We start from the raw sequence: 17,742 nt of genomic DNA on the forward strand, positions 1-17,742 counted from the left end.
GTGCGTGACCGCGCTCCTCCGGGATCGGGCGATCGACCCCGGAGGATAGGTTAAGGGCGTGGTGGCTGAATCGTATTCGCGAAACCTGCCCTTCTCGAAGGCCTACAACTTCCGTGACGTCGGCGGCTACGCCGGACTGGACGGGCGGCGGGTCCGCTGGCGGCGGTTGTTCCGGGCCGACTCGCTGCACCGCATCCAGGACGGCGACGCCGAGGCCTTCGCCGCGCTCGGCGTCCGCACGGTGATCGACCTCCGGCGCCCGTTCGAGGTCGAGAAATTCGGCCGGGTCGCCGACGACTGCGGCGTCGACTACCACAACCTGGTGGTCCGGCACGTCGACTGGGACGGCATCGAACAGCCCGGCGAGACGGGGCGCGAGCGCTGGCTGGCCGACCGCTACCTGAACTTCGCCGAGGACGGCCGCGAGGGCATCGCCGACTCGCTGCGCCTGATCGCCGACCCGGTGGCGGCGCCCGTCGTCGTGCACTGCATGGCCGGGAAGGACCGGACCGGCACGGTCTGCGCTCTGACGCTGTCCCTGCTCGGGGTGTCCGATGAGGACATCGCCGCCGACTACGCGCTGACCACCGAGGCGATGCGCCCGCTCACCGAGTACCTGCTCCGGACCAGCCCCGAGTCGGTCAACGGCAACGAGCACATGTTCGACTCGCCCGCCGAGGCGATGCACATGTTCCTCGACGACCTGCGCGCGCTGCACGGCTCGGTCGAGTCGTACGCCAGGGACATCGGCGTCACCGACGACCAGCTCGCCTCACTGCGCTCCCACCTGCTGCAGCCCTGAGACATGCGGATGGGCGGGCCGGAGCCCGCCCATCCGTGCGAAGAAGGTCAGACCTCGAACCGGGTGCGCCGCTTGCGGGCGATCACGAAGCCGGCCGCACCGGCCGCCACGAGCAGCACGCCGACGCCGGCGATCGCCGTTCCCTGCGGGCCGGTGATCGGCAGGCCACCGCCCTCACCGCCGGACTCGCCGCCGGTCCCGCCGTTGCCGTCGGCGTCACCGCTACCGCCGTTGCCACCGTTGCCGCCCGTGCCGGGCTCCGCCCCGGATGGGTTGATCACGATTTCGGCCTTGTCGTTCGACTTGTCGATGTCCTGATCGAAACGCGAGCACTCGCACGCCGGGTTGGACTCGATCCGGCCCTTGGCGTCCGCGACGACCTTGTCGATACGCAGCCCGAACTCCCAGCTGACGGTCTCACCCACGGGGCGCACGGTGCCGCCGTAGCAGACGTACTGCTCCGCCTGCGGATCGGTCTTCACCACGTTGCCTCTGGCGAGGTAGCAACCCATCGGGATGGTGGTGACCGTCGTACCGGTCGGCACCGTGACGATGGCGATGCTCTCCTGACCGCGGTCTTGGCCGGAGTCCAGCGCCGCCGGGCCGTTGTTGCGCACGCCGACCCGGACGGTGACCGTGGAACCGGCCGCGCCGGACGCCTTCGCGCCCACCGCGGCGAGGTCGACGCCCTGCGCCCCGGTCGCCCGCACGCTGAACTCCTGCCAGTTGTCGTCCGGCTTGGAGTCGGTCTGGGCAACCCGCGCCTTGGCGGCGCTCACCGGGACCAGCCGCAGCTTCGCGCCCTCGGCGGCCTTCCGGGAGCCGGCGGCCAGCCGGTCGGCGGCCTTGGCATAGTCGGCAGCGGTCATCCACTGGAACTGGACGGCGCTCCTGCCCGGGGCCGCGGTGTCCTTGCGCAGCCGGAACGGCAGGTCGACGCCGTAGGTAACACCGGCTTCCAGATCCTCGGTGAAGAGGCAGCCCACGACCTTGCCGCGGTATTCACAGTTCGAGAACCGCTCGGCGACCTCGAACGCATAGTCGGTGTAGCCGAAGACACCAGCGCCGGTGACGACCTTGGTGCTCTTGTTGGTCACCGTCGACCGGGCGTCGAAGGCACTGCCCGGCTTGGCGCTGATCTCGATGGACTCACCGGCGGCCAGGTCGACGCTCTCGGCGACCTCGACCGTCGCGCTGGTGCTGACCGGCGCGACGTCCTTGGCGGCGAGTGTCGCCGTCACCTTGCCGGTCGACCCGGCCACGGCGTTGCCGGTCGCCTTCAGATCGGCCTCGAGCGAGATCCAGTCGAAGTCCGGGCCGAGGTCGACGTCGAACGGGGTGGAGCAGACCAACTCGGTCGGTGACGTGCTCTCGCACTCCCCGAGCTGCGCGGGATTCGCCAGGCTGACACCGGGAAGGTCACCGGACAGCTTGTAGGTGGACGCCGTGCCGAGGGGCGGTGCATGCGGGGTTCCTCCCGGGAACGGTCCGAAGATCAGGAGCCCGCAGCATAGAAAAAGTCGGATTTCCGCGTGGTCCCGTATCCACGCATGCACATGCTCCGTGTCCGATCAGCAACCACCCGCCTCAGCCGATAGGCGCGCGGCGCGCCGAGAGGCGGGTGACGTCGCGGGGGGGCCACGAGACGGGGTGGGAGCGTTTGTGGTGGCTCCCACCCGTACCGGAGAAAGGTTTTGATCTAGAGGACGCGGTGGACCCAGCCGAAGGGGTCTTCGGCGCGGCCGCGCTGGATGTCGACCAGCTCCTTGCGCAGGCCCATGGTGACCTCGCCGGGACCGCCGTCGGCGACGGTGAAGTCGCCGTCCTCACTCTTGATCACGCCGATCGGAGTGATCACGGCGGCGGTGCCGCAGGCGAACGCCTCGCGGACCCGGCCGGAGGCGGCGCCCTCACGCCACTCCTCCAGGCTGATCGGGCGCTCCTCGACACGGCGGCCGGCCCGCTCGGCCAGCTTGATCACCGAATCGCGGGTGATGCCGGGCAGGATGGTGCCGGTCAGCGGCGGCGTGATCAGGTTCCCGTCGTCGAGGACGAGGAAGACATTCATGCCGCCCAGCTCGTCGATGTACTTCCGCTCCACCGCGTCCAGGTAGACGACCTGGTCGCAGCCGTGCTCGGAGGCCTCGGCCTGCGCGGAGAGACCGGCGGCGTAGTTGCCGCCGCACTTGGCCGCGCCGGTGCCACCGGGAGCGGCCCGGGTGAAGTCGGGCGTCACCCAGATGCTGACCGGCTTGACGCCGCCGGAGAAGTACGGACCCACCGGGGAGGCGATGACCAGGTAGAGGTACTCGTTCGCGGGGCGGACACCGAGGAAGACCTCGCTCGCGTAGGCGAACGGGCGCAGGTAGAGGCTGCCCTCGGGATCTTCCGGAATCCACTTCCGGTCGATCGAGATGATCTCGTGCAGGGAGCGGAGGAACGTCTCCACCGGGAGCGCCGGCATCGCCATGCGCTGGGCGGACTGGTTGAACCGGGCCGCGTTGGCGTCCGGCCGGAACATCGCGACACCACCGTCGGGCAGCGTGTACGCCTTCAAGCCCTCGAAGATCTCCTGGGCGTAGTGCAGCACGGCGCTGGCCGGGTCCATCGGGATCGGCGCGCGGGCCTCGACGCGAGGTTCGTACCAACCCTTACCGTCGGCGTAGCGCACAGTGACCATGTGGTCGGTGAAGATTCGGCCGAAACCGGGGCTGGCCAGCGCGGCCTGACGGTCCGCGTCGCTGACGGGTGCCGGGTTCGGACGGATCTCGAAATCGAGGTTGTCACCACCGCTCATGGCAAGTAGACCTGCTTTCTGCAGACAGAATCGAAGCATGCGTGGGGGCACCCGCAGTGCCCCATGAATTTACCCCGAACGGTCGTTAACACAATGACCGCGGGTGACGAAGCCCCGAAGGGCTCGGTGTGGCGTCGCTCAGACGGCGGCGGCGACGCGGTCGCCGACCTCGGCGGTACGCAGCGGCGCGCCCGGGGCCCGGGACGCGACCTCGGCCGCGACCGCCTCGGTTACTCGCCGGGCCTCGTCGAGCTTGCCCAGGTGCTCCAGCAGCAGGGCGGCGGAGAGAATGGCCGCGGCCGGGTCGGCGATGCCCTTGCCGGCGATGTCCGGCGCGGAGCCGTGCACGGGCTCGAACGTCGACGGGTAGACCCGCTCCGGGTTGACGGAGCCGCTGGCGGCCATGCCGATGCCACCGGTCACGGCGGCGGCGATGTCGGTGAGGATGTCACCGAAGAGGTTGTCGGTCACCACGACGTCGAAGCGCTGCGGGTTGCTGACCATGAACATGCTGGCGGCGTCGATGTGCTGGTACTCCGTGGTGACCTCGGGGAACTCCGAGGCGACGGCGGCGAAGGCACGGGACCACAGGTTGCCGGCGTGGGTCAGCACGTTGGTCTTGTGGACCAGGGTGACGTGGCGGCGGTCGCGGCGCTGCGCGCGGGAGAACGCGTCACGGATGACCCGCTCGACACCGTGCCGGGTGTTCAGGCTCTCCTCGGTGGCGATCTCGGCGGGGGTGTCCTTGTGCAGGACGCCGCCGGCGCCGACGTAGAGGCCCTCGGTGCCCTCGCGGACCACGACCATGTCGATCTCACCGGGCTTGACGCCGGCGAGCGGGCTGGTGGTGCCCGGCCACAGCTTGGACGGGCGGAGGTTCACATACTGATCGAAGTCGAAGCGGAGCTTCAGCAGCAGGCCGCGCTCCAGGATGCCCGGCGCGACGCTCGGGTCGCCGATGGCGCCCAGCAGGATGGCGTCGTGGCCGGCCAGCTCGCCCTGCACCGTCGCCGGCAGGACCTCGCCGGTGCGGTGGTAGAGGCGGGCGCCCAGGTCGTACTCGTTGTAGTCGACTCCGGGGAGGACGACGTCGATGACCTTGCGGGCCTGCGCGGTCACCTCGGTACCGATGCCGTCGCCGCCGACAACCGCGATCCGCGCCACGCTCACGTCAATTCCCCCAACACGTCCGGTCAACCCCGGCCAGGCTACTCGCCTGTCCCGATCAACGGAACGACAGTCCCACCAAATGAACGCTGGTTCAGACGCAACGCTGGTTCGGATGCTCCGGATGCTCTCGGACGCATCTCGGATGCTCTCGAATGCGAACAGCCCCCGGGACCGCGGCAAACGGTCACGGGGGCTGTAGCGACGAGAAGTCCCGCCGGAATACTCACCGCTCGCCCCGGGGACGGACACCATCACCCGAAGACAGGCCCGTTCAGGACGTGCGGTCAGGACAACGCTAGCGAGACGGACTAATGACGCGCAAGCCGCACACCAGCGTGTCGGGGATACGGTTCGTCGCGGGACGCGGCGGTGATGGCACCATGCGCCGGTGAGTTTCGACCTAGTGGTGTGGGCCATGGGCCAGACGGCCGAACCGGAAGCGGTCCGGGCCGCCAATGCCCGCTGCGTCCGCGGCGAGCATCCCCGACGCCCCGCCGACCCCCGCGTCGTCGCCTTCTACGACGCCCTGACCAGCCATTATCCGGACCGTGGGCCGCATCTCGGCGCGTCTGGATCGCCATGGGCCAGCGCGCCGCTGCACGCCGAAGCCGACCACATCCACATGCGGCTCGACGAGAACTGCCCGGACGTGGTGCTGGAGACGATCGAGAGGTACGCCGGACACTTCCGCCTCGACCTGCTCGACCTCCAGGACGGGTCGGTGTACCGGGCCTTCTGATCCGCTGGCAGGCCGACCACGCCCGATCCGTCCGGCAACGCGCCACGCACCTCGACCGTCACCCGTTCGGTGAGGTCCCCGGCGACCACAGATCGGGCAGCGCCTCGAGAAGCGCTGCCCGATCCGTGCCACACCCGCGGTGGATCAGGCGGTCTCGGTGATGGGCCGGTCCACCCAGCTCATCATGCCGCGCAGCTTCTTGCCGGTGATCTCGATCGGGTGCTCGGCGCCCTGCTCGCGGTACTTCTTGAGCTCCGGCGCGCCGGCCTCGTCGTCGGAGATCAGACGGCGGGTGAACTCGCCGGACTGGATGTCGGCGAGGATCGCCTGCATCTCCTTCTTGGTCTCCGCGTTGATCACGCGGGGGCCGGAGACGTAGTCACCGAACTCGGCGGTGTCCGAGACGCTGTACCGCATCCGGGAAATGCCGCCCTCGTACATCAGGTCGACGATCAGCTTGAGCTCGTGCAGGCACTCGAAGTAGGCGATCTCCGGGGCGTAACCGGCCTCGGTGAGCACCTCGAAACCGGTCTGCACCAGCGCTGCCGTGCCGCCACAGAGGACGGCCTGCTCGCCGAAGAGGTCGGTCTCGGTCTCCTCCTTGAACGTCGTCTTGATGACGCCGGCGCGGGTGCCGCCGATCGCCTTCGCGTACGACAGGGCGAGCGCGAGGCCGGCGCCGGTCGGGTCCTGCTCGACCGCCACCAGGGCGGGGACACCCTTGCCGTCCACGTACTGGCGGCGGACCAGGTGGCCGGGGCCCTTCGGGGCGACCATCGCGACGGTGACGTCCGCGGGCGGCTTGATCAGCTCGAAGCGGATGTTCAGGCCGTGGCCGAAGAAGAGCGCCTTGCCGGCGGTCAGGTTCGGGGCGATCGACTCGGTGTAGATCTTGCGCTGCGCGGTGTCCGGCGCCAGCACCATGATCACGTCGGCCCAGGCGGAGGCCTCGGCCGGGGTCTTCACGGTGAGGCCCTGCTCCTCGGCCTTCGAGCGGCTCTTCGAGCCCTCCTGCAGGCCCACCACGACCTCGACGCCGGAGTCGCGCAGCGACAGCGAGTGGGCGTGGCCCTGGCTGCCGTAGCCGATGACGGCGACCTTCTTGCCCTGGATGATCGACAGGTCGGCGTCGCCGTCGTAGAACACTTCCGCGGTCATGACTTCCTTCTTCTCTCGTTTTACTAACTCAGGCGGCGCTGGGGGACTCAGGCGGCGCGGAGCGCGGGGCCTGTGGTGATGGAGCGGGAACCGCGGCCGATGGCCACGAGGCCCGACTGCACCATCTCCTTGATGCCGTACGGCTCGAGGTCGCGCAGCAGTGCATCCAGTTTGTCGGGATTACCGGTCGCCTCGATCGTCAGGGTGTCCGGAGCGACGTCGATCACTCGCGCCCGGAACAGCTCGACGGTCTCGAGCACCTGGCTGCGCTGCGCCCGGTCGGCGCGCACCTTGACCAGCAGGAGCTCACGCTGGACCGACTGCGCCGGGTCCAGTTCCACGATCTTCAGGACGTTCACCAGCTTGTTGAGCTGCTTGGTGACCTGCTCCAGAGGAGAAGAGTCGGCGTTGACCACGATCGTGATGCGGCTGACGTCCGGGTTCTCCGTCTCGCCGACCGCCAGGGAGTCGATGTTGAAGCTGCGCCGGGAGAACAGTCCGCTCACCCGGGCGAGCACACCCGGCTTGTTCTCGACCAGCACCGACAGCGTGTGTTTGTTGGTCACAGGTCGTCCTCCTCGAACGTCGGGCGCACGTCCCGGGCGAACATGATCTCGTCGTTGCTGGTGCCGGCCGCGACCATCGGCCACACCATGGCGTCCTTGCCGACCGTGAAGTCGATGACCACCGGGGCGTCGTTGATCTCCATGGCCTGCTGGATGATCTTGTCGACGTCGTCCTTCGACTCACACCGCAGGCCGATGCAGCCGAGCGCCTCGGCCAGCTTCACGAAGTCCGGGATCCGGTGCTTGTGCGTGCCCAGCTCGGTGTTCGAGTAGCGGCCGTCGTAGAACAGGGTCTGCCACTGCCGGACCATGCCCAGGTTGCCGTTGTTGATGAGGGCGACCTTGATCGGGATGCCCTCCAGGGCGCAGGTGGCCAGCTCCTGGTTGGTCATCTGGAAGCAGCCGTCGCCGTCGATCGCCCACACCGTGGTGTCCGGCTTCGCGACCTTGGCGCCCATCGCGGCCGGGACCGCGTAGCCCATCGTGCCGGCGCCGCCCGAGTTGAGCCAGGTGCCCGGCTTCTCGTACTTGATGAACTGGGAGGCCCACATCTGGTGCTGACCGACGCCCGCGCAGTAGATCGCGTCCGGCCCGACCAGCGCGCCCAGCCGCTCGATCACGTACTGCGGGGCCAGGGTGCCGTCGGTCGGCTCGTCGTAGCCGATCGGGTAACGGTCACGGATGTCGTTCAGCGTCGACCACCAGGCCGCGTACTGCTCGGTGCCGGCCGCGGTGGCCGAGACCGCCGCGATCAGCTCGTCGATCACGTGCCGGGCGTCGCCGACGATCGGGACGTCCGCGTGCCGGTTCTTGCCGATCTCCGCCGGATCGATGTCGGCGTGCACGATCTTGGCGTCCGGCGCGAACGAGTCGAGCTGGCCGGTGACCCGGTCGTCGAAGCGGGCGCCGAGAGTGACCAGCAGGTCCGACTTCTGCATCGCGTAGACCGCGGGAACCGTGCCGTGCATGCCGGGCATGCCCAGGTGCTGCGGGTGCGAGTCGGGGAACGCGCCGATGCCCATCAGCGTGGTCACCACCGGGATGCCGGTCAGCTCGGCCAGCTTGCGCAGGCCGTCGGTGGCCCCGGCCTTGTGGACGCCGCCGCCCACGTACAGCACCGGGCGCTTGGCCGCGGCGATCAGGCGGGCCGCCTCGCGGATCTGCTTGCCGTGCGGGTGCAGGGTCGGGCGGTAGCCGGGCAGGTCCAGGGTCGGCGGCCAGGCGAAGACGGTCTGCGCCTGCAGCACGTCCTTCGGGATGTCCACCAGGACCGGGCCGGGACGGCCGCTGGACGCCAGGTGGAACGCCTCGGCCATGATCCGGGGCAGCTCCTCCGGCGTCTGGACCAGGAAGTTGTGCTTGGTGATCGGCAGGGTGATGCCCTGGATGTCGGCCTCCTGGAAGGCGTCCGTCCCGATGTACGGACGGCCGACCTGCCCGGTGATCGCGACGATCGGCACCGAGTCCATGTACGCGTCGGCGATCGGCGTCACCAGGTTCGTGGCGCCCGGGCCGCTGGTCGCGATGCAGACCCCCACCTTGCCGGTGGCCTGCGCGTAACCGGTCGCGGCGTGGCCGGCGCCCTGCTCGTGGCGGACCAGGATGTGCCGCACCTTCGAGTCGAACAGCGGGTCGTACGCCGGAAGGATCGCCCCGCCCGGAATGCCGAACGCGACCTCGACCCCGAGCGCCTCGAGCGACCGGACGAGCGCGCCGGCACCGGTGGTGGCTACCGGGGCCACGCTGATCGGAGCGGTGTTCACGGCCGCCGCGACGGTGGCTGGAGTGGCTCGGTGTGCGAGGGATTCAGGAGTGGGTCTCGTCATCGCAGTTCAGACCTTTTCGGGTTGGCGTCCGGTGCTGATCCGTGTCTTGAGCAACAAAAAAGGCCCACGTGCAGATGCACGGGACCTAGCGCACTCTCCGTTGGCCGGAGGAGTGCGCTCAGATAAGTACTCGGGACGCGAAGCACATGCGGCTAACCTTGCCCCATCTCACGGCCTGAGTCAACTGATCCCATATTTTGATCACGGGCCGCGGTGGCGAAATCAGGATCGCTCGGCAGCAACGCTCTGACCTGCCGCATTCCCGGCCCGAGGCGGACCACCTGGCTGCGGGCCGGTGCGTCGCTCGACGACTTCCGCCGCGGCTGAGGAAGCGGGCGGGCGCCCGACGGGCGCGACGACAACAGCCGCGACTCGAAGTGCTCGGCCGGCACACCCCACCCGAACAACGAGCCCTGACCCAGCCGGCAGCCGGCCTCCTCGACGACCTCCCGCTGGGCCGGCGTGCCGATCCCCTCGGCCAGCACCTCCAGGCCGAGCCGGTGCCCGAGCCGGACCACCACGTCGACCAGCGGCGCCGCCGTCCCGGTCCGTGACTCGGGCTCCGCCACCAGCGCGTGGTCGATCTTCAGGATGTCGACCGGAAGGGTGCGCAGCTGGGTCAGCGAGGAATAGCCGGCCCCGAAGTCGTCCAGCGCGATCCGCACGCCCGTCTCGCGCAACTCGGCGAGCCTGCGGACCAGCTCCTCCATGTCAGTGGCGACGGCGTGCTCGGTCACCTCCAGGACCAGGCGCTGCGGGGGTACGCCGTACTCGGCCAGCACGTCGGCGACCTGAGCGGCGTAGTCGGAGTTGTGCAGCTCCTTCGGCGACAGGTTCACCGACAGCCAGATGTCGTGCCCGTTCGCCAGCCACTCGGCGAGCTGCTTGCAGGCCTGCTCCAGCACCCAGGCGCCGATCCGGTTGATCAGGCCGGACTCCTCGGCCACCGGGATGAACTCGACCGGCGCGACCCGGCCCAGCTCCGGATGCGTCCACCGCAGCAGCGCCTCGCCGCCGAGCGGGCGCATCGACGGCAGCGCCACCACCGGCTGGAACACCAGGTGGAGCTGGTTGCGGTCGATCGCGTGACGCAGCTCGCCGGTCAGGATGCCTCTGCGGCGCAGCAACTCGTCGTACTCGTGCTGGTAGCTCTCCACCCGGTTCTTGCCGCGCTGCTTGGCGTAGCGCAGCGCGAGGTCGGCGTCGTGCAGCAGCTCGCCGGTGGCGGCCACGCCCAGGCTCGCGGAGAGGAAGATCGAGCCGCCGTCCACCTCGTAGGGCTCGCCCAGAACCGCGAGCAGCCGGTGCGCCGCGAGCACCGCCTCGTCCGTGTCGCCGCGCATCAGCACCGCGAACTCGTCGCCGCCGAGACGCGCCGCCACGTCGCCGGCCAGCAGGTTGCGCCGCAGCCGGGCGCCCACCTCGGCCAGCACGGCGTCACCGACGTCGTGGCCGCGCAGGTCGTTGACGCTCTTGAACCCGTCCATGTCGATGCCGATCAACGCGGCTTTCGACGGCTCGTCCCGCAGCGCCTCCTGCAGGCCGCGCCGGTTGGCCAGCCCGGTCAGCGGGTCGGTGTGTGCCAGCTCACGAAAATGCGCCTCACTCTGCCGCAGCCGCATCGTGTAGCGCCGCACATCACCGAGAGCCAGGTATTGCCGGGCCACCAGGGCCAGGCCCACCACGCTGACGCCCAGATAGCCGAGCACGTCCATCGCCCCGCCGCGGGCCAGGTGATAGCCGAGGGCGACGATCATGGCGACCATCGGCATCACCACGTAGGCCGCGCCGCGCTCCAGCACGTCCCCGGACACCTCGACCGGCCGGTCGGCGGCCCGCACCGCCCACGCCACCAGGGTCAGCCCCGCCGTCAGCAGCAGGCCGCTGGCCAGGGTGAAACCCTCGTTCTCCCGGCAGATGCCGATGGCCAGCACGTTCGCCCCCGCTGCCACCACGGTGACCCCGGCCGCCACCCGCACGGTGTGCCGCCGCGGCCGGTGGGCGTGCAGCGTCAGCACCGCGGTCAGGCCCAGGGCGAGCACCATCAGCAGGGCCGGCAGCAGGATCGCGAGACATCGGTTCGGCGTCGCGTCGCCGAGGATCCGGGTCGGCCGGCTGATCAGCACCCAGCCGACGAACCAGACGGCCGCCGCGATGACCAGGCCGTCCAGCAGGTGCCGGACCGCCGCGGCCGGGCTGCTGGCCGCGCCCGGCAGCGCCACCGTGCCGGCCAGCAGGGTCAGCGTGCCGATCCCCATGCCGACGGCGACCGCGGTGGCCAGCGCGCGGGTGTGCCCGGGAACGTCGTGGTGCCCGGTGATCAGCGCGGTGACCAGGCCGGCGAGCGCGGCGCCGGTGGCGATCGCGCCACCGGCGGCGAGCAGCAGATGCGCCCGCCGGGCGGCGCCGGTGTGCCGGCGGCCGGACTGGCCCAGGTAGGCGACCGCCGGGACGGCGACGAGCAGGCCGATGAGGCCCGCCAGATCCATACCCGACGGTGAGTGCACTGACACACTGTGCCGGATGTCCGGGATTTATGACACCCCATGCGTCCCGAGCTGTGGACGTCCGCCGTGGTGGACGGCCTGGACAGTGGCACTATGGGTGGCATGCCTGAGCTGCGCTCCCGGACCTCGACACACGGCCGGACGATGGCCGGCGCGCGCGCCCTGTGGCGCGCCACCGGTATGACCGACGACGACTTCGGCAAGCCGATCGTCGCCATCGCCAACAGCTACACCCAGTTCGTACCCGGACACGTGCACCTCAAGGACATGGGTGGGCTCGTCGCCGAATCGATCTTCAAGGCCGGCGGGATCGGGCGCGAGTTCAACACCATCGCCGTCGACGACGGCATCGCCATGGGCCACGGCGGCATGCTCTACTCGCTGCCCAGTCGCGAACTGATCGCCGACGCCGTCGAGTACATGGTCAACGCGCACTGCGCCGACGCCCTGGTCTGCATCTCGAACTGCGACAAGATCACACCCGGCATGCTGATCGCCGCGCTGCGGCTCAACATCCCGACGGTCTTCGTCTCCGGCGGCCCGATGGAAGCCGGCAAGACGATCGCCATCGAGGGCATCGTCCACGAGAAGCTCGACCTGGTCGACGCGATGAGCGCCGCGGCCAACGACAACGTCACCGACGAGCAGCTCGACACGATCGAGCGCTCCGCCTGCCCCACGTGCGGCTCGTGCTCCGGCATGTTCACCGCCAACTCGATGAACTGCCTGACCGAGGCGATCGGCCTGTCGCTGCCCGGCAACGGCTCGACGCTGGCCACGCACGCCTCCCGCAAGGCCCTCTTCGAAGAGGCCGGCCGGCTGATCGTCGAGATCGCCAGGGACTACTACGAGAAGGACGACGAGTCGGTGCTGCCGCGCTCGATCGCCAACCGCGACGCCTTCGAGAACGCGGTGGCCCTGGACGTGGCGATGGGCGGCTCCACCAACACGATCCTGCACCTGCTGGCCGCGGCCCGCGAGGCGGAGCTCGACTTCAGCGTCTCCGACATCGACGCCATCTCCCGCCGGGTGCCCTGCCTGTCGAAAGTGGCGCCGAACAGCCCGAAATACCACATGGAGGACGTGCACCGGGCCGGCGGCATCCCCGCGCTCCTGGGTGAGCTCAACCGCGGCGGCGCGCTTCGTCCCGCCGTGCGCGCCGTGCACTCCCCCGACCTCGCCTCCTGGCTCGACAAGTGGGACATCCGCGGCGGTTCGCCCGCGCCCGAGGCGCTGGAACTGTTCCACGCCGCGCCCGGCGGGGTCCGCACCGTCGAGCCGTTCAGCACGCAGAACCGCTGGGGGAAACTCGACACCGACGCCGAGGGCGGCTGCATCCGCTCGGTCGAGCACGCCTACACCGTCGACGGCGGCCTCGCCATCCTCTTCGGCAACCTCGCCCCCGACGGCTGCGTCGTCAAGACCGCCGGCGTCGACGAGTCGATCTGGAAGTTCACCGGCCCGGCCCGCGTCTACGAGTCGCAGGACGACGCCGTCACCGGCATCCTGGGCAAAGAGGTCGTCGAAGGCGACGTCGTGGTCATCCGCTACGAGGGCCCGCGCGGAGGCCCCGGCATGCAGGAGATGCTCTACCCGACCAGCTTCCTGAAAGGCCGCGGCCTCGGCAAAGCGTGCGCGCTGATCACCGACGGCCGGTTCTCCGGCGGCACCAGCGGCCTCTCCATCGGCCACGTCTCGCCGGAGGCGGCCGCCGGCGGCCTGATCTCCCTCGTCGAGACCGGCGACGAGATCACCATCGACATCCCCGGCCGCAGCATCACCCTCAACGTCCACGACGACGTGCTGGCCCAGCGCCGGCACGAACAGGAACGCCGGCCGAAGCCGTACACCCCGGCCGACCGGCAGCGGCCGGTCTCGGCGGCGCTGCGCGCCTACGCCTCGATGGCCACCAGCGCCAGCGACGGCGCCTACCGCCGCGTCCCCGAGTAACCCTTCAGCACGGCGACGGAGGCCGGCGGATGGCTCACCCCATCCGCCGGCCTCTGTCAACCACAAGCCCATCGGGGTACGGCCACGACTCCCCCACCGCACCACCCCGTCGCGCGCTACCACGCGACGTCGCCGCGGCTCCGGCCCTGCCGCGCCTCTCGGGCGGATCCCCACTCACCGGCTACGCCGCCCGCCGGAACCGGCCCCACCCCAGCCCCGAGCGGTAGCCCACGCAGGCCAACCCTCGCCCGACAGGCGCCCGCGCTACGGCCCACCCGCCAGCCGTCGCCCGCCCACGCCAACCCTCGCCCGACAGGCGCCCGCGCACCCCAACCCTCGCCCGACAGGCGCCCGCGCACCCCAACCCCGCCCGGAAGACGCCCACGCGACGGCCCACCCCACCAGCCGTGGCGCGTGTTCTGGGCTCCGGTAGATGGGTTCGGCGGCTTGCCGTGGGCTCTGCCTCGACCGGGCTGGTGGACGGGCCTGCGTCACCGGCAGTGGGTGGTTCACTGCTCCGGTCCGGGTGACCAGCCGCGAGCTGCGGGAGTTCAGGGGTGGGCGTCAGTTCCAGGTCGGCAGGGGCTGGCCGGGGAGCTTGCGGTTGAGGTAGCGCACGACCTCGCGGCAGTCCAGGTTCGGTGAGCTGTAGGTCTGGCCCCTCAGAGCGTCCAGTAGCGGGCGGTCACCGGCCAGTTGGTCGTTCTCGTTGTGGCAGGTCAGGCGAGTGTCCACGGCAGACTGCGGGATGCGCATGACGTAGCGGGTATCGGCGTGCAGAACTGTCAGCCACTCCTCGGACTCGGCGATGGGATAGCCGACGAAGCGGCTCTCCGGGATCACCTGGAGACGGTTGACGCCGTCGGTCAGGTTCTGGGTCGCCGGCACGGCCGTGGTGTTGAGCAGGAACGCCTGAGCCGACACCCATGGGGCGTCGAGGCTGTGCATGAACTGGAACGCGAGGGCGGCGGCGCCCAGGTAGACGACGGACAGGCCCTGCCAGCCGGTCAGCTTCCGATAGCGTCGGATCAGGTTCTCGTCGGCTGAGTCACGCCAGCGGTGCCGGAAGTGCCGGATGACCAGTTCCACACACAGGGCGGCCAAGACCACCGCGAGGCCGCGAAGCAGATATCTGAACGGTGACGCCAATGCCGTGACGGTGGAGACGATCAGGATCAGGGGCCAGAGCGCCGGCTGGATGCGGGCGCGGAACCGGACCGCGAACCACAGTGTACCCAGGGCGATCGCCGGGAGCACGTAGTAGGCGTAGATGGTGACCGTGCCGAGCGCGACCTGCACCGGGGTGGCCGCGAGCAGTGCGGTCGTCGTGGTCAGCGAATAACGGCCGACGCCGTAGATCTTGATCAGAAAGAGCAGCAGGAGTAGGGCGGACCCGAGCGCCACCAGTTCTCGCGTCGAGATCTTCGAGGATTCGCGGCCGCTGGCGCCGCCTTCGAGCCACTGAGTCAGGTCATCGACCGCACGATCGGGACCGGATGCGCCCTGCCGCTCGGGCGCCGCGCGCTCGAGAGCCACCTCCTCAGCCGCCACCCGCCCGGAAGCCACCTCCTCAGGCGCCGTCCGCCCGGAGGTTGGATACTCGGGCGCTTCGAGGGCGGACCGCCCCGGCTGCCGCGCGGGCGACTGCTGAACCGGCAGATCGGGAACCGCGGGGCCGGGTGGCCGAGCCGGCGCGGAGGGTCGGTGCGGATGGGGACGGGAACGCTTCCGGGAATTGGCCATTGCCGCTCAGCCCTTTCGGAGGCCGGAGTCCGCAGGTCCCCAGCGTAGGGACCGGCCACAATGGCCGTCCACCGCGTGCGGCGACTCCGATTCGGCGAGTGCCACCGGTTCGGGCGGCTCGACGGCACACCCTGGCAGGACGACCGCTGGTCCGACTGACTCCACCCGGAAGCGAGGCCCGCCCGAGCACGACGCCCACCCGAGCCCACGCGAACACGACGCCCACCCGAGCCCACCCGAACACGACACCCACCCGAATCCACCCGAACACGACACCCACCCGAATCCACCCGAACACGGGTCTGGATTCCGCTGTGGGAGTCGGGAGAAGAGGCGAGGCCGTCAGCCGCCGGAGGTTGGGAACCGTCCGTGTGTGTTCGGGGTCGGGGTAGTCGTACGACAAGAGGGTTGAAAGGGCGAGGCCCGTCCACCGCAAGCGGTGGACGGGCCCGCCTGGCGTGATACCCTCAACGTGGCCTCTTGGCTTGACGGGTTGACTTGATGGGTGGACATGACGTGTTGACTGGACTCAACATGTTGAGCGGGGACGTCATCCCCGTTGATCGGGAAACGTCAACCCGCTTGATCGCGGACGTCAACCTGTTGAACGGGACGGCGTTACTTGAGCGCGCCCTCCATGATGCCGCGGACCAGCTGACGTCCGCCGACGAGCAGCAGGATGACCAGCGGAACGGTGGCGACGAAGGCACCGGCCAGCACCCGGCGATAGATCACATAGTTGCCGCTCGCCAGGTCGGAGAGGGCCACCATCGAGGTCGGGAAATCGGTGCCGTTCAGCGTGATCAGCGGCCACTGGAAGTCGTTCCAGGTGGCCACGAAGGTGAGCAGCCCGAGGACGGCTAGAGCGGGACGGATCGCCGGGACCACGACGGTCCAGTAGATCCGCAGCGTCAGCGCGCCGTCGATGCGGGCCGCCTCGACCAGCTCGTCGGGGATCGCGTGACCGATGAACTGCCGCATGTAGAAGACGCCGAACGCGCTGACCAGGCCGGGCGCGATGACCGCGAGGAGCGTTCCGTTCCAGCCGAGCTTGCCCATCAGGATGTAGAGGGCGACCACGCCGAGCTGGTTGGGCACGGTCAGCGTCAGGATCACTACGAACATCAGGATGTTGTTGCCCTTGAAACGCAGCTTCGCGAAGGCGAACCCGGCCAGCGAGCAGAAGAACAATGTCGACGCGGTGACCGCGAGCGCCACGATCAGGCTGTTGATCAATGACGCGGTGAAGTAGACGTCCTGCATGCCGAAGACTTCACGCAGGTTGGCCAGGAACTGGTCGCCGGGGACCACCGACGGCGGCGACTTCATCACCGCCTCGTCGGAGCTGGTGGCGATGACGAACATCCAGTAGACCGGGAACGCCGACACCAGCAGGATCGCGGTCAGCCCGAGGTAGGACTTCCACGTTCCCGGAGTGTCCTGAGGCGCGCGGCTCAACAGGCGGGTGCTCACTTTCCGCCTCCCAGGCGCCGGGTGGCGATCGCGTTCACCGCGGCCACAACCAGAATGATCAGGAACAGCGCCCAGCTCATCGCGGCGGCGTACCCGAGGTCGAGGTCGCGCCAGCCGACCTTATAGATGAGCTGCGCGATGGTGCGCCACTGGTGGTCGTAACCGCCGTTGGCGAGCGCCGGGTTCTCGTCGAAGAGCATCGGCTCGTTGAAGAGCTGCAGCCCGCCGATGGTGGAGAGGATGACGGTGAAGAGGACGACCGGCTGGATCATCGGCACGGTGATCTTCCACAGCTGGCGCCACGGGCCGGCGCCGTCGACCGCGGCGGCCTCATAGACGTCCTTCGGGATGGCCTGCATCGCCGACAGGTAGAGCAGCGCGTTGTAGCCGATCCACTTCCAGTTGACCATGACGGCGATGGCCATCCAGCTGCTCCATGTGGAGGCGCGCCAGTCGAGCGGCTGTTCCTCGCCGAAACCGACGAGCGACAGGAACCAGTTGGCGAGGCCGTAGTCGCGGCTGAAGAAGACAGCGAAGACCAGGGTCGAGGCCGCGACGGGGGTGACGTACGGCAGCAGCACGCCGATCCGCCAGAAGGTGGCGCCGCGCAGCTTGCGGTTCAGCAGGTTCGCCAGCATCAGCGCGATGAGCAGCTGCGGAACGGTGGAGAGGATGAAGATGCCGAACGTGTTGAGCAGCGAGTCCCAGAAGTCGGAGTCGTCCACCAGCTTGGTGAAGTTCTCCATGCCGGCCCAGCCGGTGAGCGTCGGGTCGTCGAGCCGCCAGTGGCGCAGTGACACCACCGCGTTGAAGATGAGAGGGAACAGCCCGAAGATCGCGAACAGGATGAAGAACGGCGCGATCAGCAGGTAGGGCACGGTCTTGGTGTCGAAACGGTAGAGCCAGAACTTCGCGCCGTTCGGCGGCGCGGGCTTCGGCTCCTCGGTCCGCACCGCGCGAACGTCGGTGAGCGACACGACAAACTCCTCTTACGGGCCGGACGGCGGGGCG

Annotated in this window: 13 protein-coding genes; 3 read left to right on the plus strand and 10 right to left on the minus strand. The window is 69.5% G+C overall.

Annotated features, from left to right (window positions below):
* Nucleotides 1-58: 58 nt before the first annotated feature.
* Entirely contained in the window at nt 59-802 is a 744-nt protein-coding gene (locus QLQ12_RS03780) for a tyrosine-protein phosphatase (RefSeq protein WP_282757109.1), read from the plus strand.
* 47 nt (nt 803-849) lie between these two features.
* On the opposite strand, the gene QLQ12_RS03785 is transcribed toward QLQ12_RS03780, so the two are convergent.
* The 3 genes from QLQ12_RS03785 to QLQ12_RS03795 all read right to left on the minus strand — a co-directional run bounded on the left by QLQ12_RS03785 (nt 850) and on the right by QLQ12_RS03795 (nt 4,763).
* The gene (locus QLQ12_RS03785) at nt 850-2,358 is read right to left on the minus strand and encodes a hypothetical protein (RefSeq protein WP_282757110.1); all 1,509 of its coding nucleotides are present in this window, start codon (nt 2,356-2,358) and stop codon (nt 850-852) included.
* A gap of 143 nt (nt 2,359-2,501) precedes the next feature.
* Nucleotides 2,502-3,599, minus strand: coding sequence for a branched-chain amino acid aminotransferase (locus QLQ12_RS03790; RefSeq protein WP_282757111.1), 1,098 nt, complete (start codon nt 3,597-3,599; stop codon nt 2,502-2,504).
* 138 nt (nt 3,600-3,737) lie between these two features.
* Nucleotides 3,738-4,763 carry a 3-isopropylmalate dehydrogenase gene (locus QLQ12_RS03795; protein ID WP_282757341.1) on the minus strand — a complete coding sequence of 342 codons (1,026 nt, stop codon included), beginning with the start codon at nt 4,761-4,763 and terminating at the stop codon, nt 3,738-3,740.
* A gap of 394 nt (nt 4,764-5,157) precedes the next feature.
* Here QLQ12_RS03795 and QLQ12_RS03800 point away from each other — a divergent pair, with 394 nt between their 5' ends.
* A complete protein-coding gene (locus QLQ12_RS03800) occupies nt 5,158-5,508 on the plus strand; it encodes a hypothetical protein (RefSeq protein WP_282757112.1) in 351 nt (116 codons plus the stop codon).
* Between the two features lie 144 nt (nt 5,509-5,652).
* Here QLQ12_RS03800 and ilvC read toward each other — a convergent pair whose 3' ends face one another.
* The 4 genes from ilvC to QLQ12_RS03820 form a co-directional block, all read right to left on the minus strand.
* Nucleotides 5,653-6,666 carry a ketol-acid reductoisomerase gene (gene ilvC / locus QLQ12_RS03805; RefSeq protein WP_282757113.1) on the minus strand — a complete coding sequence of 338 codons (1,014 nt, stop codon included), beginning with the start codon at nt 6,664-6,666 and terminating at the stop codon, nt 5,653-5,655.
* Nucleotides 6,667-6,713: 47 nt separating this feature from the next.
* Entirely contained in the window at nt 6,714-7,232 is a 519-nt protein-coding gene (ilvN, locus tag QLQ12_RS03810; protein ID WP_127543151.1) for an acetolactate synthase small subunit, read from the minus strand.
* Nucleotides 7,229-9,058, minus strand: coding sequence for an acetolactate synthase large subunit (locus QLQ12_RS03815; protein ID WP_282757114.1), 1,830 nt, complete (start codon nt 9,056-9,058; stop codon nt 7,229-7,231). The genes ilvN and QLQ12_RS03815 overlap by 4 nt, the downstream gene beginning before the upstream one ends.
* Before the next feature lie 152 nt (nt 9,059-9,210).
* The gene (locus tag QLQ12_RS03820; protein ID WP_282757115.1) at nt 9,211-11,565 is read right to left on the minus strand and encodes a putative bifunctional diguanylate cyclase/phosphodiesterase; all 2,355 of its coding nucleotides are present in this window, start codon (nt 11,563-11,565) and stop codon (nt 9,211-9,213) included.
* Nucleotides 11,566-11,667: 102 nt separating this feature from the next.
* Between QLQ12_RS03820 and ilvD the strand changes: the two genes are divergently transcribed.
* Nucleotides 11,668-13,515, plus strand: a complete 1,848-nt coding sequence (gene ilvD / locus QLQ12_RS03825) for a dihydroxy-acid dehydratase (RefSeq protein ID WP_282757342.1) — start codon at nt 11,668-11,670, stop codon at nt 13,513-13,515.
* A 564-nt stretch (nt 13,516-14,079) separates the two neighbouring features.
* Here the strand turns inward: ilvD and QLQ12_RS03830 are convergent.
* The 3 genes from QLQ12_RS03830 to QLQ12_RS03840 form a co-directional block, all read right to left on the minus strand.
* Nucleotides 14,080-15,066: a hypothetical protein gene (locus QLQ12_RS03830; RefSeq protein WP_282757116.1), complete on the minus strand. Its 987-nt coding sequence runs from the start codon at nt 15,064-15,066 to the stop codon at nt 14,080-14,082.
* Nucleotides 15,067-15,876: 810 nt separating this feature from the next.
* Nucleotides 15,877-16,731, minus strand: coding sequence for a carbohydrate ABC transporter permease (locus tag QLQ12_RS03835; protein WP_282757117.1), 855 nt, complete (start codon nt 16,729-16,731; stop codon nt 15,877-15,879).
* Nucleotides 16,728-17,708, minus strand: a complete 981-nt coding sequence (locus QLQ12_RS03840; RefSeq protein ID WP_407651400.1) for a carbohydrate ABC transporter permease — start codon at nt 17,706-17,708, stop codon at nt 16,728-16,730. Before QLQ12_RS03840 ends, QLQ12_RS03835 begins: the two co-directional genes overlap by 4 nt.
* Nucleotides 17,709-17,742 lie beyond the last annotated feature (34 nt).

The sequence above is a fragment of the Actinoplanes sandaracinus genome, assembly GCF_030009775.1.
GTDB classification, from domain to species: domain Bacteria; phylum Actinomycetota; class Actinomycetes; order Mycobacteriales; family Micromonosporaceae; genus Actinoplanes; species Actinoplanes sandaracinus.